The sequence below is a fragment of the Enterobacter asburiae genome (assembly GCF_007035645.1).
Lineage (GTDB): Bacteria > Pseudomonadota > Gammaproteobacteria > Enterobacterales > Enterobacteriaceae > Enterobacter > Enterobacter asburiae_B.
In genome coordinates this window covers 2,267,589-2,287,788 of the sequence record NZ_AP019632.1, presented here as the reverse complement: position 1 = coordinate 2,287,788, position 20,200 = coordinate 2,267,589, and the positions used below count along the sequence as shown (strand labels likewise).

Sequence of the window (20,200 nt, the reverse complement as noted above, 5' to 3'; positions counted from 1 at the left end):
TTCCTTCAGGCTATCGGGTCGGGCATGAGCCTGCATCCCTGCAGGCCACGCCCTCTCGGCGCATCCCTGCGCCTCGCCCCGGCCTTGCGGAAACGCTTCGGCGATTTACAGCCGGACCAGAGCGTCGCTGTAAGTTCTTCATTTTCCTGAGGCAATATTTATCGCTTCGGGTGGGAAAATGGCTGGTGAACCCTCGCCCCGTTGGGGAGAGGGTTAGGATGAGGAGGGCGAAAGTTGTCAGACCGGCATTGATTTACGGATAGCGCTCAGCAGCGTCTGCGCGCCCGTTGAAAGCGGCGTGTCTACGCGGGTCAAAATGCCGATAGGTTCACCGGGGCCGGGGGAGGTAATCGGCAGGGCGATCAGCGTTCCCTGACGTAAATCATCTTTCACCGCACCGGAGGGGACGAACCAGACGTAGTCATAATCCAGCGTAAGCTGCCGTGAAAGCGAGGCCGATAGCGTTTCGATACACCCTGAGGGCAGCGTACACCCCTGCATTTGCAGCAAGGTTTCGGCGGTCTGGCGGGGAACGGTCCCTTTTGGGCAGACCACTACCGGCCACTCCATCACGCGGCTTAATGTTACCGTGTCCTGCAGCAGGGGGTGATCGGGACGAACCACCAGCTTCAGAGACTCCAGGAACAGCAGTTCATAGTTGAGACCGCCCATCAGCTCAGGGTCGGACATGCGGCCGATTCCGAGATCCAGTTCGCCGGATTTCAGCCCCGCGAGCAGCATGGTGTTATTCATGGTGGCGACCTGAATCGTGGTATGCCGCTGCTGCTTGTGGAACTGGCCGATAACGGGCGGAAGAATGCCCAGCGCCGCGGTAGGCAGAGCGCCCACGCGCACCACCTCACTGGATTGCTCTTCTTTTCGGTGCAGGGACTGGCCTGCGGTATTGAGCGCATCCAGCACTTTCACGGCGTGCGTGAGGAATTGTTCGCCCACAATGGTAAGCTGCGCCCCCAGCCGGCCGCGGTCAAAAAGACGGGCACCGGTCAGCTGTTCCAGCTCGTTGAGGGTTTTTGAGAGCGCAGGCTGGCTCAGGTTGAGAGTTTCAGCCGCACGCCCCAGCGTTCCCTGTTGAGCGACGGCCACAAATGTATGCAAATGGCGCAAGCGTATGCGCTGACTGAACAGACCATTTTTTTCCATAGGCGATGTTAAAAACAGAGCGATGCGGGTGACAAGTTAAGTTGTTTAATTTTGATAACCTGATAGCAAAATATTTTTAACATTTGATCTGTTTGAGTTACAACATGTTTTTTGGCGGGGGAATAAAAGCGAACATCCTTGTTCGTTTATTGCTCACTGCGGAGGGGTATCGTCTACCGGTTTAGATCACGCCGTCGCCGCCATCGGAGCACCACACCTGGCCGGACGTAAATGAACATTCATCCGAGGCCAGCGTGACGTACAGCGGGGCAATCTCGACGGGCTGGCCCGGACGTCCCAGCGGGGTGTCGCCACCGAACTCCTTCACTTTTTCCATCGGCTGCCCGCCGCTGGACTGCAGAACCGTCCAGTAAGGGCCAGGAGCAACCGCGTTGACGCGAATGCCTTTCGGACCCAGCTGCTTGGCTAAGGATTTGGTAAACACCGCCAGACAGGCTTTCGTCTGGGCGTAGTCCAGCAGCACGGGGCTGGGCTTCACCGCCTGAACGGAGGAGGTATTAATGATAACGGACGACGCTTTCAGGTGGCGCAGGGCCGCCTTGGTGATCCAGAACGGAGCGTAAACGTTGGTTTTAAACGTTGCGTCAAAATCTTCCGTGGTCAGTTCCTCAAGCGATTCACGGAACTGCTGACGGCCGGCGTTGTTGACCAGAATGTCCAGCCCGCCCAGTTTCGACACGGCTTCTTCGACCAGATTCTGACAGAAGGTTTCGTCCCGGACGTCACCCGGCAACGCGATGGCCTTGCGGCCTTCCGCTTCGATCAGCTCGATGACCTCAGCGGCGTCTTTTTCCTCTTCGGGCAGGTAGTTAATGGCAACGTCAGCGCCTTCACGCGCATAGGCGATAGCGACCGCGCGACCAATGCCGGAGTCACCGCCGGTAATCAGCGCTTTTTTGCCGGCAAGGCGGCCATGCCCTTTATAGCTTTGTTCCCCGTGGTCGGGTACGGGCTGCATTTCGGATGCCAGTCCCGGCGGCGTTTGCGGCTGTTCCGGGAACGGGGGCTGCGGGTAAGCGTTCGTACGTTGTTTAGTATCACTCATAGCTGACTCCTTAAGCCAAGGGGTGAGATTTGATGGATAACTGCAGCGTTAACGCTTCGCTGAATTATTTCTGCAAACGATCTACACGGACGACGGCAGGAGATGATTTTTTATCAAGCGAACCGTTGATACTGATCATCTGGTCGGGTTTTACCGTTCTGCCGTCGAAGACTGCCTGGGGAATAATAACGTCGATTTTTCCGGTTTTATCCTGAAATACAAACTTATCGCCGCTACCGTCAATAAGATTACCGCGTAATGAAATTGTCGCACCATCGTGCAATTCTTTTGCCTGCTTGATGGTCATAATACGCGCGTCGTCGGTTCCGCGATATCCGCTATCAAGCGCGTGGGGAGGCGGTGGTGCTTCGCCTTTTTGTAAACCCCCGTTATTATCTGCCCATGCGGCCGGAGCCAGAAATATCAATAAAGCGGAAATAAGTGATAATTTCATCCGATATCCTTCATTTTGCGTGTCTTGACTTATTAAGTATTGTTGCTATTCCTTTATGTGGCAAATGTGATAAGTCCTAAAAACATTCGCGTTAGAAATCAAAATTATCGGATAATAAGCGAAACGGTGACGATGACCATGAAGCGTGAAAATGAAAAGTTACCCGGGATAGATGAGAGTTACCGTTTGCTGACGTTTGAATACGCGTTTCGTCAGGTGGGTTTTATTGTTCTGCTGGGTATTATCGTCGCGGCGATTGCCGGTCTGTTTTCCAGCGGAATGGTCAGCGACACGGTCAAAACGAATTCCTCTAAATCATTGACCATAGACTATGAACGCTTTGGACGACGGGAGACAGAGACCCCGATGGCGCTCGCGTTTCCGGTGCAGAGCGAGGGGAAGTATGTCCTCAGCATGACCAGCGAGAGCAGCGATGCGTATGAGCCCGGCAGCGTCTGGCCGCAGCCGGACGCTATGTTCAGCCGCGGGAAGACTCTCTATTTTGTCTATAACAACCTGAAAAAAACAGACAGCTTCTCCGTGTTACTCTTCACGACACCTTCCAGAGCCGGTAAATGGAAAACCGTCATCCGCGTCAACAGCGAGCCGGAAATTAACATCTGGCAATTTATTTATCCGTAGGAGGCTGATATGGATATGGTCTTTCGCGCGCTGGCTATTTATCTGTTTCTGGTGGTGGTATTTAAAGTGGCCGGGCGTCGCGCGCTGCTGCAGATGACCAGCTTCGATCTCATTCTGCTCCTGATAATTAGTGAAGCCACACAGCAGGCGCTTCTCGGACAGGATTTTTCCGTCACCGGCGCGATGATTACCATTACCACGCTGGTGGTAGTAGATATTATTTTCGGGCTAATGAAGAAGTATTTTTCTCCGGTGGAGAATATTCTGGATGGCACGCCTGTTATTCTGGTGGAGAACGGCGTGCCGTTAGCCGATAAACTGAAAAAAGTTGACGTGTCCTGTGATGATATTCTGGTGTCAGCGCGCCAAAATAATGGCATTACGGAAATAAGCGACATTAAATATGCCATACTTGAGCGCAATGGGCATATTTCAATCATTCCTTTCGAGAAATAAGAGGCGGCAAGATGAGCAATCTTTTTCACGACAGCAATAATACCGTGGGTGAACTGACGAAAAAGCTGGCGAGCAAATTAACCGATCTCGGGCTTCGCTTAACCACCGCGGAGTCCTGCACGGGCGGAAAACTCTCGGTGGCGCTTTGCGCAGAGGAAAACACCGCCGAATTTTATGATGTTGGGCTGGTCGTGTTCAGCGATGAAGCTAAAGCGCGGATCCTCGGCGTGCGTCCCGAGACGCTTGAGCGGTTTACGGCCGTGAGCGAGCAGACGGTAACCGAAATGGCCGCCAGTATCCGCGACATCGCCCAGGCCGATATCAGCATCGCCATCAGCGGCTACGCGGGTCCGGAAGGGGGCGACGACGGCACGGCGGCGGGGACGGTCTGCTTCGCGTGGAACATACGCGGCGAGACGAAGACCCGCACCGTGCTTTTCTCCGGTGACTGTCAGGATGTGGTCGAAAAAGCGGTGCATTACTCGCTGGCTGAACTGGTGACAACCTTGTCGGACGGGAATAACGGATAAACTCAGGTGGAGGTTCTATGGCTGTCATAGTGATTACCGGCGGGACGGCGGGCGTGGGAAAAGCCACGGCGCTGCACTTTGCAAAGGCGGGTTACGACGTGGGGCTCATCGCCCGCGATGAGGCCAGCCTGCACTCTACCCAGGAGGAGCTACGGCGCTTTGGCGTTAATGCCCACGCCGTGCAGGCGGACGTCGCCGACAGCCAGGCGGTGGTGGATGCCGCTAACGAAATTGAGTATCGCCTCGGCGCGATTGATGTCTGGGTGAACAACGCGATGGGGGCCATTCTGGCGCCGTTTCGTACCCTCACGCCGGACGAGTTTCGGCGCGTGACTGAGGTGACGTACCTCGGCTACGTGAACGGCACTCGCGCCGCGCTCGAGCTAATGGTTCCGCGCGACAGGGGGGTGATTATCCAGGTGGGCTCCGCGCTGGCCTACCGTTCCATTCCGCTGCAGTCAGCCTACTGCGGGGCAAAAGCGGCGATCCGTGGGTTCACCGATGCGGTGCGTACCGAGCTGATGCATGAGAACAGCCGGGTTCAGCTTTCGATGGTCCAGATGCCGGGGCTCAATACCCCGCAGTTCGAATGGGCGAGGAATAAGTTCGCCTGGGCGATGCGCCCGGTGCCGCCGGTCTTTGAGCCTGAGGTGGCCGCCAGCGCCATCTTCAGGGTGGCGCAAAAGCCGGTGCGCGAGCTGTGGGTTGGCAGCAGCACCATCCAGTCCATCGTCGGGCAATTTTTCTTCCCCGGTTTTCTTGACCGGCTGATGGTGAAAAAGGCCTGGGAAGGCCAGATGACCGACGATCTCAACGCGCCGGATCGCCGGGACTACCTCGACCAGCCGGTTAACGATCTGCATAAAATCCATGGCCGCTTTACTGACGAGGCGAAAACCCGCGCGCCGTCCGTCACCTCCGGCATGCCGGGGAAAGTGGCCCTTGGCGCCCTCGCGGTGGCGGGAATAGTGCTGACGCGTCTGATAACTCGCCGGAAACCGTAGTCAGCGCAGCGCGCTACGGTGCGTCCAGAACCAGCGATAGCCGTAGCCGCCAAGGCTGAGCTGAACGGTTTTACCGCAAATCAGCGCGTCATCGTAGCGCTTGTCCTCGAGACAGGCGGTCCAGGTGGCGTTGCGGATCCCTTTGGCGGTGAACTGCACCGGCTGGTCGCTGAAGTTGACGAAGGTCAGGATGCTGCGCTCGTCGGTCTCGTAATAAAGCCCCAGCACCGCGTCATCATCGATTGTGATAATGCGAAAGGGCGCAACGGCAATTTCGGGGAACTCCGAGCGGGTAGTGGCAATATCGATGATCCGGTGCAGGAGCGAGTTGTGGTGAAGCAGCGAATCGGCGACGTTGACTTTCTGATAGCGGTAAGGGCCATGGTCGATAATCGGCGCGATAAACTTTTCCGGGTCAGCTGCAGAGAAACCACCTCCTTGCGATCCTGCCCACTGCATCGGGGTGCGGACGGCGTAGCGCTCCTCCAGATCCAGGTCGTCACCCATGCCTATCTCGTCGCCGTAGCGCATCACCGGGACACCCGGCAGGGAAAACAGCACCGCGTGGCAGAACGCCAGCCGCTTCCGATCGCCGTTGAGCATCGGCGCCAGGCGGCGGCGGATCCCGCGCTGATAGACGTTCATCTCCTCATCAGGGGCGAAGGTATCGAGGACAAACTGTTTGTCTTTCTGACTGATGCCTTCCAGATCCAGCTCGTCGTGATTGCGCAGCCAGTTGGCAAAACAGCAGGAGTCAGGCGGGACGATCATCTTCTTCACCGCATTGCGCAGCGGGCGGGCGCTTTTGCGGGCCAGGCTGACGTAGAAATACTTGTTGAGCCAGAAATTGAGCACCAGATTCAGACGGTCGTTATTGCCGAAGTAGTCTTTATAGGCCTCAACGTCTACGTCAACTTCGCCCAGCAGGATCGCGTCCGGATTGCGCTCTTCGATAAGACGCCGCATATGTTCGAGGATCCACAGACCCTTTTTTTCATCACCATTTCCTGCCTGGGTGGTGAGGTGGGACGCGGCATCGAGGCGAAATCCCGACACGCCCAGCTTGAGCCAGAAGAGGATGATGTTTTCAATCTCTTTAAGCACCGCGGGCGAGGTGAGGTTCAGATCCGGCTCGTGGCGATAAAACATGTGCCGGTAGTATTGTCCCGCCTCGTCGTCCCAGCTCCAGATGCTCTTTTCCACGCCGGGAAACATGGGGGGCGTATCGTCCTCGTCGTTATCCGACCAGAGGTAGTAATCACGATAGGGTGACGCCGGGTTGCGGCGGGCCTGCTGGAACCAGGGATGCGCGTCCGACGTGTGCTGGATCAGCAGCTCGATAATGACCTGCATGCCCAGCTCGCGGGCCTGCTCGATAAAGGCGATGATATCGGCCAGCTTTCCGAAGCGGGGATCCACCTGAAGGTGGTCGCTGACGTCGTAGCCTTCATCGAGAAAGGGCGTGAGGTAAAACGGGGTGATCCAGATGACCGTCGCCCCCATGCGGCGTATATAGCGCAGCTTGGCCGCGATCCCGGCGATGTCCCCGCAGCCATCGCCGTTCAAATCATAAAATAGCGCGGTATCAATCTGATAAATAATGGCTCGTGTATGCCAGTCGGTCATAGCGTTCCTCAGTGATAGCCTTCAGTATCCGACACTTTGCCCCGGAAGACGTAGTAGCTCCAGGCGGTGTACACCAGGATCACCGGAATAATCAGCAACGTGCCTACCAGCATAAACAGCTGGCTGGCAGGCGGGGCCGCGGCTTCCCACAGGGTGATGCGCGGCGGAATAATGTTCGGCCAGAGGCTGATGCCGAGCCCGCTAAACCCGAGGAAAATAAGCCCCAGCGTCAGCAGGAAGGGGCGAGCGTGGCTGGCCGGGTTGCGGGTCAGGCGCCAGATCAGCACGCTGAAAAGCGCAACCAGCAGAGGCACCGGCAGGAACCAGAAGAAGTTGGGCAGGGTAAACCAGCGGTCGGCCACGTACTGCCAGCCGAGCGGCGTCCAGATGCTCACTACCGCAATCACCACGACCAGCGCCAGCAGCACGTGGCGGGTCAGCTCGCGCATGCGGGCCTGCAGCGCGCCTTCGCTTTTCATGATGAGCCAGGTGGTGCCCAGCAGCGTGTAGGCCACAACCAGCCCGATGCCGCAGAAGAGGTTAAAGGGGGTGAGCCAGTCAAGCGCGGAGCCGACGAAACGCCGCCCCTCAACGTCGAAGCCGTTAATCACGGCGCCCACCACCACGCCCTGGCTGAAGGTGGCGAGCAGAGAGCCGCCGGCAAAGGAGTAGTCCCAGAATTTGCGGTGCGACGGCGTGGCTTTGAAGCGGAACTCAAAGGCGACGCCGCGGAAGATGAGGCCGATCAGCATCGCGGTGAGAGGAATGGTGAGCGCATCAATAATCACCGCATAGGCCAGCGGAAACGCGCCGAACAGGCCTGCGCCACCGAGCACCAGCCAGGTCTCGTTGCCGTCCCAGACCGGCGCCACGCTGTTGACCATCACATCGCGCTCCTTCGCATCGCCCACGAAGTTAAACAGCAGGCCGATGCCCAAATCAAAGCCATCCATGATGATGTACATCAGCGTGGCAAAGACGATGATGGCAAACCAGATAACTGAGATATCGACGCCCATCAGTTTCTCTCCTGTTCAGGAACAGACTCAGCGGCAGACAGCGGACGGGCGGGTGTGCCCGAGGTGTTTGACGTCAGCGTATCGACAGGCTGCGGTCCTTTCTTAATCAGCCGGATGAGGTAAACATAGCCCACCCCAAACACCGACGAGTAGACGACGAAGAACGCCAGCAGGCTGATGCTCATCTGCAGGGTGCTGTGCAGCGATACCGCGTCGATGGTGCGCAGATAGCCGTAGACCACCCACGGCTGACGGCCCACCTCGGTGGTGACCCAGCCGGCGAGCAGCGCCAGCAGCCCGGCAGGCCCCATGCAGAGGGCAAACCAGTGGAACGGGCGAGAGTGGAAAAGTCGATGACGATAGCGCAGCCAGACGCTAATCAGCCCGAGGGTAATCATCAGCAGCCCCATCCCCACCATGACGCGGAACGACCAGAAGACGATGGTCGAATTAGGGCGATCTTCTTTCGGAAAATCCTTCAGCGCCGGGACCTGCTTATCCAGACTGTGGGTCAGGATAAGGCTGCCAAGCGCGGGGATCTCCAGACCGTATTTGGTGCGCTCCTCCTCCATATCCGGCAGGCCAAACAGCAGCAGCGGGGTGGCCTCGCCCGGCGGATTTTCCCAGTGTCCCTCAATGGCGGCAATTTTGGCCGGCTGATGCTCTAGCGTGTTCAGGCCGTGCATATCGCCCACGACCGCCTGGATGGGAGCGACCAGCAGCGCCATCCACATCGCCATGGAAAACATGGTGCGGACGGCGGGGGTATCGTTACCGCGCAGCAGGTGCCATGCGCCCGACGCGCCGACAAACAGCGCGCTGCTCAGAAACGCGGCGATAGCCATATGAATCAGGCGGTAAGGGAAGGAGGGATTAAAGACGATCGCCAGCCAGTCCTGCGGAATAACCTGTCCGTTCTCGATAGTGAAGCCCTGCGGCGTATGCATCCAGCTGTTGGACGCGAGGATCCAGAAGGTCGACATCAGCGTGCCGAGCGCCACCATGCAGGTTGAAAAGAAGTGCAGGCCCGGGCCGACCTTATTCCAGCCGAACATCATGACGCCAAGGAAACCGGCTTCAAGGAAGAAGGCGGTTAAGACTTCATAGGTCAGAAGAGGGCCGGTAATACTGCCCGCGAACTGTGAGAACCCGCTCCAGTTGGTGCCAAACTGGTACGCCATGACCAGGCCGGAAACGACACCCATCCCGAAGTTAACGGCAAATATCTTGAGCCAGAAATGGTACAACGATCGCCAGACGTCGTTTTTTGTACGCAGCCACATGCCCTCCAGCACCACCAGATAGCTGGCGAGGCCGATGGTGATCGCAGGAAAAAGGATATGAAACGAGACGGTAAAAGCGAACTGAATTCTGGCCAGATGGAACGCGTCGAGTTCGAACATGGTCCGTACCTCTGAAACGATGGGGCACGAGAATTGCCGGGCAGTTTATGGCTGCCCGGCAAAACCGATTACGGTTTAGTCTTACCGGCACCCAGCTCGGCACCGGTCAGCGGGTCAGAATGTGGATCGGACTTCGTGCGGGCAGACATCGCCTTGAGCAGGGTTGCCTGTTCGGTCGTGAGCGTGACGCTTGCGCTGCCATCGCCGCCGTCAACCGCAGGCTGGGGGGACTCAACGTAATCGAAATGTTTATCGCTGTTCCAGCTTCCGCGAACCTCTCCACCTTCAGACATATTGTAGTACTTGTTGGTGAATTCCTCGATTGGCGGCAATTTTCCCGGTGGGAAATTATTACGGATGGACTGCAGCGCCTTCTCAAAGGAGAGCTGGTGCGCCGCCTCGCGCGTCATCAGAAACGCCAGCGCATCCTTTACGCCGGGATCGTCGGTCACGTTGATCAGCCGTTCATAGATGATTTTCGCTCTGGCCTCTGCTGCCACGTTTGAGCGCAGGTCCGCCGTCGGTTCGCCGATGGTGTCGACGTAGGCCGCCGTCCAGGGCACGCCCGCCGAGTTAGTGAGCGGGGTGCCGCCACCGTAGAGCAGGGAGGTGATGTGGCTGTCATTGCCGTTTTCGGTCATGGAGCGATACAGCTCGGCCTCGTTTTCCACCCCTTCCGCCAGCGCGCCTTTGGCACCTTTATTCAGCATGCCGACTAGGGTACCGATGATTTCGAGGTGGCTTAGCTCCTCGGTCGCGATATCCATCAGCATATCTTTACGGCCCGGATCGTCATCGCTCAATCCTTGCGTAAAGTACCGGCAGGCGGCAGCCAGTTCGCCCTGAGGCCCACCGAACTGTTCCAGTAAAAGGTTGGCGAGGCCTGGGTTCGGTTCGGCAACGCGAACCGTGTATTGCAGCTGTTTGACGTGTCGGAACATGGCGATTCTCCCTGATTATTTTTTTGCTTCGACGCCCGATGCGTCTGAACGCAGCAGGAACTGTTCCGTGGTCTGCGGAATATGGCGAATCAGCCAGTCGGCCATTTCTCGTTCTTCCGCCAGAATCGTCTCGATGGCAGGTACCGAGGCCGTGTCGCCTGCTTTCTTCGCCGCCGCGAGCAGGGAGGTATAACAGGCTATTTCAAACTGTTCGAAAACATAGCCGCTGATCGAACCCTTCACGATCTCATCAGACGGGAACATGCCGCCGATGGACTGGCCGAGCGCCGCCATTTTGCTCATCGAATCTTTTAAAACCGAACGAGAAATATCATTACGGTCGAGGATTTCTTCCAGCAATGTAATTTGCCGTTTTGTCTCATTAATATGCTGCTCAATTCGGGCGCGAACATCAGGATAATTATCGATACGGCTGGCCATGGATTCCAGCATAGATTCGGCTTGCTTTTCCATCGCATGGGCATCGCGTAGCCAGTCATGGTAGTGTTCTACGTGATTCATCATTGTATCCTCATTAGGGGTTCGCTTATTTGGTCTCACTTTCAGCAGCCTGATCGGCACGCGCGGCACTGTAGCCAGATAAATGGCCGACAATATTGGCGTAAATGCTGATGATAATGACCCATAGCACGCTGTTCTTCCACCATATTACGGAAGGGATGGCGAGAATGAACCATATTATGGCTGCCGCTAAATGGCACCGTTTAATTGTCCTGGGACTGATGCTCATTTTATTTAACCTGTATTATTGCGTCATTTCTGCGCTTTTTGGTTAATATTTCCTACGGCCAGGTCGGTGAGTTTAAGGTCGGTCTCTTTTTCTTCTTCCAGCGTTTCGGCAAGAAGCTTAACGGCTTTTTTATAGCCCAGTTGTTCAGCTAGTGTTGCAAGGGTACCGTAGCTGGCAATTTCGTAATGTTCGACTTTTTGCGCGGCGGCAATAAGTGCGGCATCACGTACTTCATTTTTTTCCGTGCTTTCGATGACTTCGTTGGCTTCTTCAATTAAGCCTTCCATCGCCACGCACTTCATGCGCTTAAGCTTGATACCGTCTTCCTGCTCGACGATCTGGTCGATACGTTCGATCTGACCCTGCGTCTCCTCAAGGTGTGCGGTAAAAGCGGCGCTCAGCTTCTCGCTGGAGGCGGCGCGGGCAAGTTTGCTTAACGCACGGGTAAGCTGCTTTTCTGCGCTGTAGGTATCCGAGAGAAGATGAATAAAGACATCCTCGACGCTTTTCATATTCATAATAATTACGCTCCGGTAAAATAAGGAAAGGGTACTGCGAGCTTTTCAGCCCGCAGCATGCTCTCTGGTTTTATTAAAAGAGTATTAAATAAGATCAGGAGTTATCAGATTTACGGCCTCCGCCGTGACTGTTCTGTCCTCCTTTCTTACCCGCTTCAGAAGCGCGTTGCGGATCGTTTTTAAAGTTCCCACCGCTATGCTGGCCACCTTTACGTCCAGCTTCTGATGCTTTTTCACGGTCTTCAGCGAAATTACCGGAACAACCACGATGCTCTGCCATATTAAACCTCATAGTCATATATTGGTTATGTCAGTACGATACGAAAATATTCCGTATCACTCGTCGTTCGAGTAATAACTCTAGTCGCTGTGCGTCATCCGTCAAATGCGTTTTGCTATTTGCGGTTGCGTTATTTTTAAATATTTGTAAATTTGCGCTTCGCTTAAAATGGAAATATGGATAGACAGGAAGGACTTGTAAACAACCATTCAGATTAATCCTAACTTCGAGCTAAAAATTTGAAAGAAGAGGATAAAAATAATGGCGTACTCGAATTGGTTAATTTGCACTCAGAAGAGAGCCAAAAAATACTCCTTTATAGATAGAAAGCGGAACCCTAAATAATTATAAGGAAAATCCTGGATAAAAGCGTTCAGGTTGAAAGGGCGGTTCCGTTCGGCGCTGTTCAGGGGCCTGATAGCACACGGTTTGACCACTGTCGTCTTAAGATCACAATTCAGAAATTCTTCCCCCCGGAAGGAACGGGTTTCTCTACACTCCAGGTAATATTCACTGGAGGCATGACATCATGGCGAACACCATCACGGCTGATGACATTCGGGAACACTTTTCGCAGGCTATGTCGGCGATGTACCAGCAGGAAGTTCCGCAGTACGGCACCTTGCTTGAACTGGTTGCGGACGTAAACCTGGCGGTTCTGGAAAATAATCCACTATTACATGAACAACTGGCTAACGCCGATGAGCTTGCGCGCCTGAACGTGGAGCGTCACGGGGCGATCCGCGTGGGCACGGCACAGGAACTTTCAACCCTGCGCCGTATGTTTGCCATTATGGGTATGTACCCGGTCAGCTATTACGATCTCTCTCAGGCGGGGGTGCCCGTCCACTCAACGGCGTTTCGTCCGATAGAGGATGCGGCGCTGTGCCGAAATCCGTTTCGTATTTTTACCTCGCTGCTGCGTCTTGAGCTGATTGAAAACGTCGCGCTGCGCGAGCGGGCCGCGGAGATCCTGTCTCACCGCAACATCTTCACCCCGCGCTGCCTGGAACTGATCGACCTCCACGAGTCGGAAGGGCAGTTTACTGACGCACAGGCGCACAAATTTGTGCAGGAAGCGTTAGAAACCTTCCGCTGGCACCGCCATGCGACGGTCGATCAGGAAACCTATCTGGCGCTGCACAACGAGCACCGTCTGATTGCCGACGTGGTCTGCTTCCCGGGCTGCCACATTAACCACCTCACGCCGCGCACGCTGGACATTGACCGGGTGCAGGAGCTGATGCCGAAGTACGGCATCGAGCCAAAAATTCTGATCGAAGGTCCGCCGCGTCGCGAGGTGCCCGTCTTATTGCGTCAAACCAGCTTCAAGGCGCTGGAAGAGCCGGTGCTGTTTGCCGGTGAACATAAAGGCACCCACACCGCGCGCTTCGGTGAGATTGAACAGCGCGGCGTGGCGCTGACCCCGAAAGGCCGTGAACTGTACGATAGCCTCCTCGCCCAGGCCGGTACCGGTAAAGATAACCTGACCCATCAGCTGCATCTGCGGGAGATCTTTAGCGCCTTCCCGGACAGCGAAATGCTCATGCGCCGTCAGGAGCTGGCTTATTTCCGCTACCGCCTGACGCCAGCCGGGGATGCGCATCGTCATGCGTTTCGTCCCGGAGACGATCCGCAGCCGCTGATCGAGCGCGGATGGGTGGTTGCCCAGCCGATCACCTACGAAGATTTCCTCCCGGTCAGCGCCGCGGGGATTTTCCAGTCCAACCTCGGGAACGAAACCCAGGCCCGCAGCCACGGTAACGCCAGCCGCGATGCGTTTGAAGACGCGCTGGGATGCCCGGTGTATGACGAGTTTACGCTCTACCAGGAGGCTGAAACGCGCAGTAAACAGCGTTGCGGTTTGCTCTGAAATCGTTACTCTGCTGGGGTGTGATGGAAAAATTAAGGTCGTTATGCAAAATCCTTCCGCCCCTGTGGTTGAAACGCGCCAGGGCGCACTGTCTGGTTTAACCGATGAAAACGTCCACGTCTGGTGCGGTATTCCCTACGCCGCGCCGCCCGTGGGGGAGTGGCGCTGGCGCTCGCCCCGGCCGCCTGAACGCTGGGATGGGCTGCGCGAGGCCACGGCATTCTCGCCCTCAAGCTGGCAAAGCAGCGAGTATTGTCAGGAGCTCGGCGGCGGCGATCCGGGCCAGTTTTCCGAAGATTGCCTCTACCTTAACGTCTGGTCTCCCGCAGAGCGGGCCGAGCCGCTTCCGGTTATGGTCTGGCTGCACGGAGGCGGGTTTACGATTGGTGCCGGAGGCCTGCCGCCGTATAACGGCAAAGCGCTGGCCATGCGTGGCGCGGTTGTGGTCACGATCAACTACCGTCTCGGCCATCTTGGCTTTTTCGCCCATCCCGCGCTGGAAGGCGAGGAAGGGCGCGTAGTGCATAATTTTGCCCTGCTGGATCAGATCGCCGCGCTCGAATGGGTGCGGGATAACATCGCCGGGTTTGGCGGCGATCCCGCCAATGTGACCCTGTTTGGCGAATCCGCTGGCGCGCGCAGCGTGCTCTCGCTGCTGGCCTCTCCGCTGGCAGCAGGATTATTCCACAAGGCGATTGTGCAAAGCGGATACACCTTACCGGACACGCCGCGCGAGCAGGCGCTGCAAAAAGGGGAAGCGCTGGCCGCCCATTTCGGGCTGGAAAATGCGACCGCCGGGCAGCTGCGCGCCATTCCGCCCGAGGCGTTCTGGCCGCTCACCGCGCCGCTGAACGTCGCTCCGGCGCCTATCGCAGGAGACTGTGTTCTGCCGGAAGCCATGCTTGACGTCTTTTTCGCCGCGCGTCAGCATCCGGTGCCGGTGATGATTGGCTCCAACAGCGATGAAGCCAGCGTGATGGCGGTGTTTGGCATCGATCTCGCCGGACAAATTCAGAAGCTTCGCAGGGAGCGCCGCTTCGGGCTGGGGCTGATTAAGCTGCTCTACCCGGGCGTGAAGGGCGATGAAGAGCTGGGCAGGCAGGTGTGTCGCGACATGGCGTTTACCACGATGGGCTACGTGGTGATGCAGGCCCAGCAGCGCGTCGGCGGATTGTGCTGGCGTTACTGGTTTGACTATGTCGCAGAGGCTGAACATGCCACGTACATCAACGGTGCCTGGCACGGCAACGAAGTTCCCTACGTCTTCGATACGCTCGGTCAGGTGGAGCCTTCACGTCAGTACGTCAATGAGCGAGATCTGCAGTTTGCTGCCCAGGTGGCGGATTACTGGGTGAGCTTTGCGCGTGACGCGGGTCGTCGCGACATCCTGCCCGGGCCGACGCACTGGCCCGCGTGCCGTAAAGGGCGGGACGTTCTGTTACGCATTGGTGTGAATAAACATGCAGCTTTCAGGCTTGAAAACCGCTTTATGCGCGCCCGCATGAGCCTCTTCAAACGGGTGATGAAGCACCACGTCAGCCTCGATTAAGCAAACAGGCGCGAAACGCCGCCAGTCCATTTTCCTCGCCTGGCGTTTCGCGCAGCACCAGCCGGTAGCTTGCGCCGGTTTTTATGCTTGTCTCATAGGGCCGTACCAGCCTTCCAGCGTGAATATCTTCTGCCACCAGCGTTTCGTCGGCGATGGCGACGCCGAGCCCCTGAATGGCGGCCGTAATGGCGAGATCCATCGTATCGAAGTGTTGATTTTTATGCATGGCAAAGCCCGGACCTTCCTGTTTCGTCAGCCACAGCGACCAGTCTGTCTTGTCCCTTGTCGGGTGCAGAAACGTCAGCGAACCCAGCGCTGCACCCGCCCGCACCGGGCTTATCACCGGGGTGAGCGCCTCTTCGAACAGCAGATCGCCTGCGCTCATGTGCGTGCCGAACACGATGGCCGCGTCGTAAGACTCAGTTTTGAAATTGACGTTGTGATCGGTAGTGGTGGTCAGCGCGATCTGCAGATCCGGATGCTCGCGCTCCACCTCCAGCAGGCGCGGCACCAGCCAGCGCATGGCGCAGGTGGGGGCCTTCAGCCGGATCACGGTGTGCTGGCTGCGGGCCTGGTCGGCCACGGACAGCAGCTGCTCGAAAGCGGACTGCAGCTCCGGAAGCAGGGCGCTACCCTGCGGTGAGAGGCGCAGCCCGCGCGCGTGGCGTTCAAAAAGCGGAAAGCCAAACCACGCCTCAAGGGAGGCAATCTTACGGCTCACGGCCCCCTGCGTCAGACACAGTTCCGCCGCGGCATGGGTAAGATTGAGGTGACGCGCGGTGACTAAAAATGCGTCGATGGCATTAAGGGGGAGCGAACGGCGTGACATAGAAAACACCTCAGCTATGCATTTTTCTCATGGCTATTATGACAACAATTCGATTGTCCCGACAGCACAGATGTTGTTTGAATAGTTATGCAATGTCCATGAGAAGGGAAAGAGGATGACTTTACGAACGCCTGTGCAAACGCGATCCAAACTGCCGGATGTGGGAACCACTATTTTTACCGTTATCGGCCAGCTCTCGGCGCAGCATAACGCGATTAACCTTTCTCAGGGCGCACCGAATTTTTCCTGCGACCCGAAGCTGATTGCGGGCGTCACCCGCGCAATGGAGGCGGGGCATAACCAGTACGCGTCGATGACCGGTCTGCAGCCGCTCAAGGAACGTATTGCCGATAAAATTGCCACGCTCTACGGCACGCAGTACGACCCTGCCAGCGAGGTGCTGGTGACCGCCAGCGCCAGCGAAGGGCTCTATTCGGCGATTAGCGGGCTGGTGCACCCTGGCGATGAGGTGATCTACTTTGAGCCGTCCTTTGACAGCTATGCGCCGATTGTCCGTCTTCAGGGGGCAACCCCGATTGCCATCAAGCTCACCGTGCCGGATTTTGCCGTCAACTGGGATGAGGTTCGCGCGGCGATCACCCCGCGCACGCGCATGATCATCATCAATACGCCGCATAACCCGAGCGGTCAGGTCTTCTCCGCCAGTGACCTGCAGCAGCTGGTGGCGCTGACGCGCAATACCGACATCATTATTTTGTCTGACGAAGTGTACGAACACGTCGTTTTTGACGGCGAGCCGCATCACGGGATGGCCACGCACCCGCAGCTGGCGGAGCGCAGCGTGATTATTTCCTCTTTCGGAAAAACCTATCACGTCACCGGGTGGCGCGTGGGTTACTGTGTTGCACCGGCGGTACTGATGGACGAGATTTGTAAAGTGCATCAATTTTTAATGTTTTCTGCCGATACGCCAATGCAGCACGCGTTTGCTGAGCATATGGTCGACCCGCAAACCTGGCTGTCGCTGTCGGCGTTTTACCAGCGCAAGCGCGATCTCCTGCACAGCCTGCTGGCCGATTCGCCGTTTACGCTGCTGCCGAGCGCCGGATCGTTCTTCATGCTGGCGGACTACAGCCAGTTCAGCGACGAGCGCGACAGCGAGCTGGTGAAACGGCTGATCGTTGAGTACGGCGTTGCCACCATTCCGCTGTCGGCGTTTTATGCGGACGGTACGGATAATAAATTGATTCGTCTCTCTTTTGCGAAAGATGAGGCGACGTTACGGGCAGGTGCCCAGGCCCTGTGTCGGGTTAAACCACGCTGAGGAGTATGAGATGAAATTACGCGCGTTAGTTGTCGGCATGGGATTGCTGTGTACTTTTTCTTCCTTCGCGGCCACCGAGCTGCGTTACGGTCTGGAAGCGGAATATCCGCCGTTTGAGAGCCGCAATGCGGCGGGCGAACTGGAAGGGTTTGACGTTGAGCTGGGGAATGCCATCTGCAAAGCGGCAGCGCTGAAGTGCAGCTGGGTTGAAACCTCCTTTGATGCGCTGATCCCGGGCCTGGTGGCGAAGAAATTTGACGCCATCAACTCGGCGATGAACATCACCGAGCAGCGCCGCAAGAGCATTGATTTTACCCAACCGATCTACCGTATTCCGTCGCAGCTGGTCGGCAAGGCAGGTACGGCGGTTGAGGCAACCCCAGAAGGGCTGAAGGGGAAAACCATCGGCGTGCTGCAGGGATCCATCCAGGAAACCTATGCCAAAGAGCACTGGGAAAAGCAGGGTGTCACCGTGGTGTCTTATAAAGATCAGAATATGGCCTGGGGCGATCTGCTGAATGGCCGTATCGACGCCTCGCTGGTCATGTCCGCGGCCGGGCAGGCAGGTTTCCTCAGCAAGCCGCAGGGGAAAGGGTTTGGCTTCATCGGCAAACCGGTGTCTGACGACACTATCCTCGGCAGTGGGATCGGTTTTGGGTTGCGTAAGGGTGACGAGGCCACCAAAAAGCAGCTTGATGCCGCGATTGATAAAGTACGTGCCGACGGCACGATCGCTAAACTCGCTGATAAGTACTTCCCGGGTATCGATGTCAGCGTAAAATAACCGCCTCATTAGCCCCGGCGAACGATGTCGCGCCGGGGCATTTTTAATACACTTCATCCTTCACGCTGCCTCTGCGTTGGCTACGTCTGTTCACCCCAGTCACTTACTTAAGTAAGCTCCTGGGGATTCTCAGACTTGCCGCCTTGATCCAGCATGAATGATTTTGTGTATTTACTGTTTTTTACACCACTTTCGGGCCGTTCTGGTCGACAGAAAATATTTCTCACTTTGTTCATATAATCACCGGCCAACAATTGGATTCTTAACCATTTTTGTTTAGGCTGTGCGTTCTTTCTTGCCGTCATTTCGCCGAGCGCGAAACACATTCACACGACCATAAGGACGTTTTTCCAGGCATGAATCGCAGACGTTTTCTAAAAGGCTCGCTGGCAGTGGCAGCCCTGAGCGGCACATCTGGCCTTGCTTCCCTGTTTTCCAAAGCGGCATACGCTGCCGACTCTGACATTGCTGACGGCCAGAGCCGTCGTTTCGACTTCTCCGTACTGCAATCCATGGCGCATGACCTGGCGAAAACCCCGTGGGGTGGCGCGCCGCGTCCGCTGCCGGACACGCTGGCAACCATGACGCCGCAGGCGTACAACGCCATCCGCTACGATGAAAAACAGTCACTGTGGAACAACATTGAAGGGCGTCAGCTGGACGTGCAGTTCTTCCATATGGGGATGGGGTTCCGTCGCCGCGTGCGGATGTTCTCGCTGGACCAGTCAACCTCTATGGCGCGCGAGATCCACTTCCGTCCGGAGCTGTTCAGCTACGGTGAAACGGGTGTGGATACCAAACAGCTGGAAGGGCAAAGCGATCTCGGCTTTGCGGGCTTCCGCGCCTTTAAGGCGCCTGAGCTGGCGCGTCGCGATATTGTCTCTTTCCTGGGCGCGAGCTATTTCCGCGCGGTGGATGACACCTACCAGTACGGCCTTTCCGCGCGCGGTCTGGCGGTAGACACCTTTACCGACACGCCGGAAGAGTTCCCGGACTTTACCGCCTTCTGGTTTGAAACCGTCAAGCCCGGCGACACGACTTTTACCGTCTACACGCTGCTGGACAGCCCGAGCATCACCGGTGCCTATAAATTCGTGATCCACTGCGAGAAGAGCCAGGTGATTATGGAGGTGGAAAACCATCTCTATGCGCGGAAGGACATCAAGCAGCTCGGCATCGCGCCGATGACCAGCATGTTCAGCTGCGGCAATAACGAACGCCGCATGTGTGACACCATTCACCCGCAAATTCATGACTCCGACCGCCTGGCAATGTGGCGCGGCAACGGGGAGTGGATCTGTCGTCCGCTGAACAACCCGCAGAAGCTGCAGTTTAACGCCTATATGGACAAAAACCCGAAAGGGTTCGGCCTGCTGCAGCTCGACCGCGATTTCTCGCACTATCAGGACGTGATGGGCTGGTATAACAAACGCCCGAGCCTGTGGGTTGAACCGCGTAACGACTGGGGTAAAGGCGCGGTTGGCCTGATGGAGATCCCGACCACCGGCGAAACGCTGGATAACGTGGTCTGCTTCTGGCAGCCGGAAAAAGCGGTGAAGGCGGGCGACGAGCTGGACTTTAAATATCGTCTGTACTGGAGCGCCATGCCGCCGGTGCGTTCTCCGCTGGCCAACGTCTTCGCCACCCGTACCGGCATGGGCGGCTTCCCGGAAGGCTGGGCACCGGGCGAAAATTACCCGAAAGTGTGGGCCCGTCGCTTTGCTATCGACTTCGTCGGTGGCGACCTCAAGGCCGCTGCGCCAAAAGGCATCGAGCCGGTGATTACGCTCTCCAGCGGTGAAGCGAAGCAGGTTGAGATCCTCTACGTTGAGCCGTTTGACGGCTATCGAATCCTGTTTGACTGGTACCCAACCTCGGATTCGACGGAGCCGGTGGATATGCGCCTGTTCCTGCGCTGCCAGGGCGATGCCATCAGTGAAACCTGGCTGTACCAGTATTTCCCGCCAGCGCCGGATAAACGTAACTACGTTGACGACCGGATAATGCGTTAACGATCGATTCCCTCTCC

The 20,200-nt window shown here is 56.8% G+C and carries 21 protein-coding genes; 9 read left to right on the top strand and 12 right to left on the bottom strand.

The annotated features are described in order from the left end of the window. Positions 1-237 precede the first annotated feature (237 nt). From FOY96_RS10860 to FOY96_RS10850, 3 genes are all read right to left on the bottom strand, one after another. Complete coding sequence (locus tag FOY96_RS10860; protein ID WP_033145495.1) at positions 238-1,161, bottom strand: LysR substrate-binding domain-containing protein; 924 nt, start codon at positions 1,159-1,161, stop codon at positions 238-240. A 181-nt stretch (positions 1,162-1,342) separates the two neighbouring features. After that, positions 1,343-2,227, bottom strand: coding sequence for an SDR family oxidoreductase (locus tag FOY96_RS10855; RefSeq protein ID WP_033145496.1), 885 nt, complete (start codon positions 2,225-2,227; stop codon positions 1,343-1,345). A gap of 64 nt (positions 2,228-2,291) precedes the next feature. Beyond that, positions 2,292-2,681 (bottom strand): YdeI family stress tolerance OB fold protein, encoded by a 390-nt coding sequence (locus tag FOY96_RS10850; protein ID WP_143347028.1) that lies wholly within the window; start codon positions 2,679-2,681, stop codon positions 2,292-2,294. A 138-nt stretch (positions 2,682-2,819) separates the two neighbouring features. On the opposite strand from FOY96_RS10850, the gene FOY96_RS10845 reads away from it, so the two are divergent. From FOY96_RS10845 to FOY96_RS10830, 4 genes are read left to right on the top strand one after another with little or no spacing between them, the layout of a single operon-like run. After that, positions 2,820-3,323, top strand: a complete 504-nt coding sequence (locus FOY96_RS10845; protein WP_143347027.1) for a hypothetical protein — start codon at positions 2,820-2,822, stop codon at positions 3,321-3,323. A 9-nt stretch (positions 3,324-3,332) separates the two neighbouring features. Further along, positions 3,333-3,779 carry a DUF421 domain-containing protein gene (locus tag FOY96_RS10840; RefSeq protein ID WP_023311671.1) on the top strand — a complete coding sequence of 149 codons (447 nt, stop codon included), beginning with the start codon at positions 3,333-3,335 and terminating at the stop codon, positions 3,777-3,779. Between the two features lie 11 nt (positions 3,780-3,790). After that, complete coding sequence (locus FOY96_RS10835; protein WP_032657136.1) at positions 3,791-4,309, top strand: 2-oxo-tetronate isomerase; 519 nt, start codon at positions 3,791-3,793, stop codon at positions 4,307-4,309. A 17-nt stretch (positions 4,310-4,326) separates the two neighbouring features. Then, on the top strand, positions 4,327-5,313 hold the full coding sequence (locus FOY96_RS10830; RefSeq protein WP_048974696.1) for an SDR family oxidoreductase: 987 nt from the start codon (positions 4,327-4,329) through the stop codon (positions 5,311-5,313). Here the strand turns inward: FOY96_RS10830 and FOY96_RS10825 are convergent, their stop codons facing one another. From FOY96_RS10825 to FOY96_RS10790, 8 genes are all read right to left on the bottom strand, one after another. Continuing rightward, positions 5,314-6,939 carry an alpha-amylase family protein gene (locus tag FOY96_RS10825; RefSeq protein ID WP_143347026.1) on the bottom strand — a complete coding sequence of 542 codons (1,626 nt, stop codon included), beginning with the start codon at positions 6,937-6,939 and terminating at the stop codon, positions 5,314-5,316. An 8-nt stretch (positions 6,940-6,947) separates the two neighbouring features. Next, entirely contained in the window at positions 6,948-7,958 is a 1,011-nt protein-coding gene (cydB, locus tag FOY96_RS10820) for a cytochrome d ubiquinol oxidase subunit II (protein ID WP_033145499.1), read from the bottom strand. Beyond that, positions 7,958-9,361 carry a cytochrome ubiquinol oxidase subunit I gene (locus FOY96_RS10815; protein ID WP_033145500.1) on the bottom strand — a complete coding sequence of 468 codons (1,404 nt, stop codon included), beginning with the start codon at positions 9,359-9,361 and terminating at the stop codon, positions 7,958-7,960. Before FOY96_RS10815 ends, cydB begins: the two co-directional genes overlap by 1 nt. 68 nt (positions 9,362-9,429) lie before the next feature. After that, entirely contained in the window at positions 9,430-10,302 is an 873-nt protein-coding gene (locus FOY96_RS10810) for a manganese catalase family protein (protein ID WP_064672479.1), read from the bottom strand. Between the two features lie 15 nt (positions 10,303-10,317). After that, positions 10,318-10,824: a ferritin-like domain-containing protein gene (locus FOY96_RS10805; protein WP_014831871.1), complete on the bottom strand. Its 507-nt coding sequence runs from the start codon at positions 10,822-10,824 to the stop codon at positions 10,318-10,320. Between the two features lie 25 nt (positions 10,825-10,849). Continuing rightward, positions 10,850-11,053 (bottom strand): hypothetical protein, encoded by a 204-nt coding sequence (locus FOY96_RS10800; protein WP_008502273.1) that lies wholly within the window; start codon positions 11,051-11,053, stop codon positions 10,850-10,852. Between the two features lie 23 nt (positions 11,054-11,076). Next, positions 11,077-11,571, bottom strand: a complete 495-nt coding sequence (locus FOY96_RS10795) for a YciE/YciF ferroxidase family protein (RefSeq protein WP_008502272.1) — start codon at positions 11,569-11,571, stop codon at positions 11,077-11,079. A 94-nt stretch (positions 11,572-11,665) separates the two neighbouring features. Continuing rightward, positions 11,666-11,851 (bottom strand): con-10 family general stress protein, encoded by a 186-nt coding sequence (locus tag FOY96_RS10790; protein ID WP_143347025.1) that lies wholly within the window; start codon positions 11,849-11,851, stop codon positions 11,666-11,668. A 529-nt stretch (positions 11,852-12,380) separates the two neighbouring features. Here FOY96_RS10790 and hglS point away from each other — a divergent pair. Continuing rightward, complete coding sequence (gene hglS / locus FOY96_RS10785) at positions 12,381-13,724, top strand: 2-oxoadipate dioxygenase/decarboxylase HglS (protein ID WP_143347024.1); 1,344 nt, start codon at positions 12,381-12,383, stop codon at positions 13,722-13,724. Positions 13,725-13,767: 43 nt separating this feature from the next. After that, positions 13,768-15,273, top strand: a complete 1,506-nt coding sequence (locus FOY96_RS10780) for a carboxylesterase/lipase family protein (RefSeq protein ID WP_143347023.1) — start codon at positions 13,768-13,770, stop codon at positions 15,271-15,273. Here FOY96_RS10780 and FOY96_RS10775 read toward each other — a convergent pair. Continuing rightward, the gene (locus tag FOY96_RS10775) at positions 15,260-16,102 is read right to left on the bottom strand and encodes a LysR family transcriptional regulator (RefSeq protein ID WP_039262517.1); all 843 of its coding nucleotides are present in this window, start codon (positions 16,100-16,102) and stop codon (positions 15,260-15,262) included. The genes FOY96_RS10780 and FOY96_RS10775 overlap by 14 nt on opposite strands. A 115-nt stretch (positions 16,103-16,217) precedes the next feature. Between FOY96_RS10775 and FOY96_RS10770 the strand changes: the two genes are divergently transcribed. The 3 genes from FOY96_RS10770 (at position 16,218) to FOY96_RS10760 (ending at position 20,183) form a co-directional block, all read left to right on the top strand. Then, complete coding sequence (locus tag FOY96_RS10770) at positions 16,218-17,387, top strand: pyridoxal phosphate-dependent aminotransferase (protein ID WP_143347022.1); 1,170 nt, start codon at positions 16,218-16,220, stop codon at positions 17,385-17,387. A 10-nt stretch (positions 17,388-17,397) separates the two neighbouring features. After that, positions 17,398-18,171, top strand: a complete 774-nt coding sequence (locus FOY96_RS10765) for a transporter substrate-binding domain-containing protein (protein WP_025756391.1) — start codon at positions 17,398-17,400, stop codon at positions 18,169-18,171. Between the two features lie 356 nt (positions 18,172-18,527). Then, the gene (locus tag FOY96_RS10760) at positions 18,528-20,183 is read left to right on the top strand and encodes a glucan biosynthesis protein D (RefSeq protein ID WP_033145508.1); all 1,656 of its coding nucleotides are present in this window, start codon (positions 18,528-18,530) and stop codon (positions 20,181-20,183) included. Positions 20,184-20,200 lie beyond the last annotated feature (17 nt).